Annotated in this window: 5 protein-coding genes; all 5 read left to right on the top strand. The window is 54.4% G+C overall.

What is annotated here, in order from left to right; all coding sequences use genetic code 11:
• Nucleotides 1-180: 180 nt before the first annotated feature.
• The 5 genes from DRB17_RS19660 to tnpA all read left to right on the top strand — a co-directional run bounded on the left by DRB17_RS19660 (nt 181) and on the right by tnpA (nt 5,450).
• Entirely contained in the window at nt 181-1,233 is a 1,053-nt protein-coding gene (locus DRB17_RS19660; RefSeq protein ID WP_114583927.1) for an NAD-dependent epimerase/dehydratase family protein, read from the top strand.
• A 47-nt stretch (nt 1,234-1,280) separates the two neighbouring features.
• Nucleotides 1,281-2,090 carry an ABC transporter permease gene (locus DRB17_RS19655; protein ID WP_161958914.1) on the top strand — a complete coding sequence of 270 codons (810 nt, stop codon included), beginning with the start codon at nt 1,281-1,283 and terminating at the stop codon, nt 2,088-2,090.
• Between the two features lie 29 nt (nt 2,091-2,119).
• Complete coding sequence (locus DRB17_RS19650) at nt 2,120-3,883, top strand: ABC transporter ATP-binding protein (protein ID WP_114583925.1); 1,764 nt, start codon at nt 2,120-2,122, stop codon at nt 3,881-3,883.
• 45 nt (nt 3,884-3,928) lie between these two features.
• Nucleotides 3,929-4,936 (top strand): Gfo/Idh/MocA family protein, encoded by a 1,008-nt coding sequence (locus tag DRB17_RS19645; RefSeq protein WP_114583924.1) that lies wholly within the window; start codon nt 3,929-3,931, stop codon nt 4,934-4,936.
• Nucleotides 4,937-5,099: 163 nt separating this feature from the next.
• A complete protein-coding gene (gene tnpA, locus DRB17_RS19640; protein WP_206607960.1) occupies nt 5,100-5,450 on the top strand; it encodes an IS66-like element accessory protein TnpA in 351 nt (116 codons plus the stop codon).
• Nucleotides 5,451-5,537: the final 87 nt, after the last annotated feature.

Raw genomic sequence — 5,537 nt, 5'->3', positions numbered from 1 at the left:
GCCTCAAGGTGACGGCGGTCATCCGGAGAAACCTCGAAGCTGATCCCGCTGCGCGTGGCGTAGACTCGCACACCGCAGCGCCACGGGGAATCCCTCACGGGACTCCACCGTTAGGGTCGATCCACTAGGTTCAAGTGTATCAGCAGTTTCTTAGATTATCGATCTATCGTGGTGTAGGAGATGTCTGTGTTTTCTGAGTTTCAAGGCTCTCGCATCCTTGTTGTCGGGGGGGCGGGCTTCGTCGGAAGCAACCTTTGCAGACGCGTCCTGGAGAGCCGGCCGAAAGAGTTGATCGTCGTGGACAATCTGCTTTCCGCCGACTCCACGAACGTGCCGCGCGATTCCGCCGTGACGTTTGTTCATGGTTCCATCACCTATGAAAAAGTATTGTGCGAATTGCCGGCCAACCTAGATTATGTTTTCCATTTGGCGACCTATCACGGCAATCAGAGTTCAATACATGACCCACTTATGGATCATGAGAACAACACGTTAACGACGCTGAAATTGTTTAATCGACTCGCACATATGAAATCTGTCAAGAAGGTTGTCTACGCCTCCGCTGGGTGTACTGTCGCCGAGAAGACGTACGAGGCAAGAGATGCCGTTGATGAAGATGCAAGCATCTCCCTTTACCATGACACACCTTATCAGATTTCAAAGCTGATCGGGGAATTCTATGCCAACTACTACTTTCTCCGCGCAGGGTTGCCCGTTGTGAAGGCACGGTTCCAGAACGTTTATGGGCCTGGCGAGATCCTTGGTGCCGGCCGCTGGCGCGGCACGGAACATACGATTTGGCGTAATGTCGTGCCAACCTTTATTTGGAAGGCGCTCGGTCAGGAAGCACTTCCTGTCGATAACGGCGGTGTGGCCACCCGCGATTTTGTGTATGTCGATGATATCGTCGAGGGCCTGATTGCCTGTGCCCTTAATGGGGGCGCCGGCGAGGTTTATAATTTGGCATCGGGCGTGGAAACCTCAATTCGTGATTTGGCGGAGAAGATCAACGCCTTGACGCAGAACCCGAAGCCACTAGACATAAAGCCTGCCCGAGATTGGGACCGCTCGGGCAGGAGATACGGATCGACGAGAAAGGCGCATGACAAGTTGGGTTTCCAGGCGCGAGTCGATCTCGATACCGGATTGGCCCGGACCATTGAGTGGACTTTTGAGAATTCCGACCTGATTCGAAGATGCATCGCGCAGCATGGTCGATTTCTTCAGACTTGACAGATCGATGCCAAGCCGTGGTCTGTACAACTGAACGTAGGAAGCAGATGATCTCCATAGAGAGTGACCTAATCGAACCGTGTCGACTGCTATACCAGCGTCGGCATTTCGTTCAAGACAAAATAATTCTTGATCTTCGCAAAAGATACTCTGGCTCACTTCTCGGAATGGGGTGGGTTTTGCTTGTACCGCTCCTTTTTCTCGGGCTTTATGCTATGGTGCATATTGTAATTCACAATATTTCGCCAAATGGCATGGATATATTCGATTTTTCTCTTATGATGTTCGTTGGGTTGATGTCGGTACTTGGGACTGCGGAACCTCTCGCACAGGCGACGAACTCACTTCCCGCAAGCCGGCAGTGGCTTCTCAACCTCGCCTTGCCTCCGCAATTGCTGGTCGCTCAAATGACAATGACCGGTTTCACAACATGCGTCATCGGTTTAATTGTAGCAATACCGGTATCTCTCATCTTAGATCCGATGCGATGGACAGCTGTATTTGCACCGTTAGTTGTGATGTTGCAGCTTTTATTTGTCGTTGGAATATGCTGGATTATGGCCATCATGGCTGTATTATTTAAAGATTTACAAATACTGGTTCGTTTCATATCTCTAGCGCTCCTTATCGCCAGCCCTATATCTTACACATGGGAAATGCTAGCAGGATTTACGAAAATATTTGTTCTTTTGAATCCCATATCCCATTATATAATATTAAATCAATATTTGATGGTCATTGGAGAATTTCCGCCATTAGAAATTGTTTTATCTGGAACCGGCATTGCTCTTGGAACTTTCGCGCTCGGAAACTATGTGGTGAGAAGAATGGTGAATGTCCTTGCCGATCAATTCTGAAGCCAACCAGCTAAGTGTTTCTTGGTACTATGACCGATCAAACTGAACAACGCACCCAAGATACCGTAATACTGCTCGATCAGATCAGTAAAGATTACGTACTTTATGACCGGCCTAGCGAAATGATATGGGATGCCTTCCGTGTGGATCGGTTTGTCCCGTTTGTCCGCCCGCGCGAGAGAAAGAAGTTCAGCGCGCTGCGTGGCGTTGATCTCGAAGTAAAGCGCGGCGAGCGGGTTGCCTTGATCGGGCGAAATGGTGCCGGTAAGAGTACACTGTTAAAGGTCATTACCGGGGCCATCCCCCAAACCGCAGGTCGGCGAGAAGTTACTAACTCGATTGAAGCGATTTTCGATGCTGGCGTCGGCTTTCATCCTGATCTTACGGGGCGCGCGAATGTCGAAAGCGCACTGAAACTTCGGCTGCACAGTGATCTTTCCCGTTGGAGGGAAGCGGTTGAGGATGCATTGGATTTTGCAGAACTAGGGGAGTTCGCCGACCAACCGGTCCGTGTCTACTCCAAAGGTATGCAGGCTCGGTTGAGTTTCGCCGTGGCCACTGCGATTCGACCCGACATCGTTGTGATCGATGAGGTAATGGGGGCGGGTGATGCCTACTTCAGCGCCAAGTCGGCTCGGCGCATGAAGTCGCTCCTGGGAGGAGAGGGAACCTTACTGCTCGTTTCGCACTCAACGGGGCTGGCAATGCAGTTTTGCGATCGTGCGATTTGGATCGAGCGTGGCGAAATCGTAAAGCAAGGCTCAGCCCTGAATGTGGTGAAGGCATATGAACAATTCATAGAAAATCTGCGGACGTCCGGCGAGCGGTCAGTCGCCGCACAAACACTCAACGATAACACTTTTCGTCGTGACCTGCTTAAGTCCGCATTGGCGCAAGCTGAAGAGAAGGCCAAGGAGGTAAAGAAGCCAGCGGACGGAGATACTGCAAAGGAGCCGGATAGCAAACCGAATGAAAGGGGTGCTATCGATGACGAAAGTGCAGATCCGGCAGAGAGTTCATCGAGCGGCGCGGCAAGCGACGTCGAGTGTGGCAAGCCATCCGACACTGCAAGTTCGCCGCCTGCGCAGAGCGCGGCAGCTGTGCCCGCGGACGCTCGTCGAGGGGTGCCTGACACTGGCGGGCAGGCGAACGATGCTCATTGGTCTGCTTCCGGTAGCTCCGAAGCTTCTGAAAGGGGAGCAAAGAATTACGTTGATGCTGGGCACGCGGAGGACGCAGCAGGTGTAAGTAGTAATGTTATCACTGAGAGCGGCATCTCGCGATGGCCCAGGCGTCGTTCCGGCCTAAAGCTAACAAGTGTGAATTTGCTTGGATGTGATGGCGCGCCAAAGAATGTTCTTGACATCGGCGAGTCGTTCCGAATTTTTTTTGCATTTGAAATCGAGGAAAATCGAGAATTTTATTGCCGATTTGTTGTTCTGTTCTTTAAGCCAGACGGCCAGTGGCTAAGTAGGCATATTAGCGATAGTGAGCATATATCAGGTATTGCAGGACGTACATACACGAAGGAACTCGTGTTTGATAAGAATTATTTTGGTCCTGGGCCGGTGATTTTTACCATCGCAGCGTTCGATTCGCAAGACGCAATCCGGCTGGAGGACAATTTGGAAACACTGTCGCGCAGCTTCGAGTTCCGAATACTATCCCCGGATCCTAAAGAAACATCAGTCATTCTGCATCCTTGCGATTGGACCACGAGCCAGCTAATTGAGGAAGATCTTGTTGATCCAATACAGGAGGGCGACAGAACTCGGCACCCGACAAGTCGGTAGAGTGTCTTCTGATATAAAAACTAAGAAGTGGGGTGAAGGCGGGTAATGCGGGTTGCGATAATTGGTTGCGGCAAGCAGGCTCCGAAGCACATCGCCGGATATCGAGCGGCCGGTGTGGATATCGAGCCAGTACTTGCCGATTTAGACGAAGCGCGCGCGCGTGCTCTAGCGCAAGCTGAGCAGGCAGAATGGTCAGGGGATCCCAAGACACTGATTGGTGACCGCAGCATAGAGGCTGTGCACATCTGCACGCCTACGGCGAGTCATTATAACCTAATTGTCACGGCACTCGAGGCGGGTAAACATGTGTTCTGTGAGAAGCCGTTATGCCAGACAGTCGGGGAAGCCCACAATCTGGCCATTCGCGCCGGAGCCAAGGGACTGGTGGGAGCTGTTGGTTACATTTATCGGTTCGTTCCAGCTTTTGAGTGGCTCCATGGCTTGTTGAACCTGGAGGATGGGGCGCCGCTTGGGCGACCATACTTTGGGATTTTCCGGATAGGCGGGCGAGGGTCGCATCAGCCGTGGAAGCATTCCGTATCGGGTGGCGGCGGTGCCCGCAACGAAATGATGGTCCATATGCTGGACCTTGTTCTGTGGTGCTTCGGAGACCTCAGAAATATACAGGTTCTCCGGGAAGGCTTGTTGCGGCCAAGGCGCACTATTCAGGGCCATTCCATAGCAGCCGATGCCGAGGACCTCGTGGTATTGAGCGCCACGACGAGCGGGGGAGCGGAATTGCTGCTCGAAGCGGATCTCCTGACGCCTGCATTCAGCCAGTTCGCAGAAGTTGAGGGCGATAACGGAAGCTTCTTCGGCTCCATCCAGCCGCATCTGCCGAGTTTTGTTTTCCTGGAGCGCGCCGTGGGCGAATTGCACGCGGGGCGCAACGAATTGAAGCATGGAGGTCAAAGCCCATTCGCACGCCAAATGGCGGCTTTCGCTGAAGCTGTCAGACGTGGCCCCACGGGCAACCTTGCGACATTTGAGTCCTCGGTGGCTCTGATGGAAACGGTCTCACGACTTACTGGGGCAGTATCCGGAGAAGATTGAATCTATGGCCCGCCCCCGGTCTGCAAGACGGAAGTGGCCGACAGTCCAGGGTAAGCATCCGGTGAGGACCGCGGCGATCGGGCGTGACGCTGGCTCGCCGTCGTAGTGCACTGTGCCTATGCCTACGGATAGCCCCCGTATCTTACCGCGCCGGATGGAGGTCGTGGACACCGGCCGGCGGCGACGCTGGAGTGATGCGGAGAAGCTGCGGATCGTCGAGGAGAGCTACGCCGGTCACCGCCAGGCGTCGGCGACGGCCCGTCGGCATGGGATCTCGACATCGCTGCTGTACCGCTGGCGGCGGAACGCGCGGGCTGGTCTGCTTGGCCAGGCGGGCCGGGCGCCGGCTTTCGTGCAGGCCACCGTGCTGGAGACGCCCGCCGTGGCGCAGCGGCGCGATAATGCCGCGGGGCGTATGGAGATCCATCTCGCCAACGGCCGGCGCATCACCGTGGGACCGGACGTCGATGCCGACGCCCTCGGCCGTGTCCTGGAGGTCCTGGAGGCGCGATGATCCCGGTGCCGATGGAGGTGAAGGTCTGGCTGGCCGGCGGCGTGAGCGACATGCGCCGCGGCATGAACGGGCTGACGCTGCAGATCC

The organism is Ferruginivarius sediminum (assembly GCF_003344765.1).
GTDB lineage: Bacteria > Pseudomonadota > Alphaproteobacteria > Kiloniellales > Rhodovibrionaceae > Ferruginivarius > Ferruginivarius sediminum.
The sequence above is the reverse complement of the archived record's forward strand: the minus strand, read 5'-3'. Positions and strand labels throughout refer to the sequence as shown.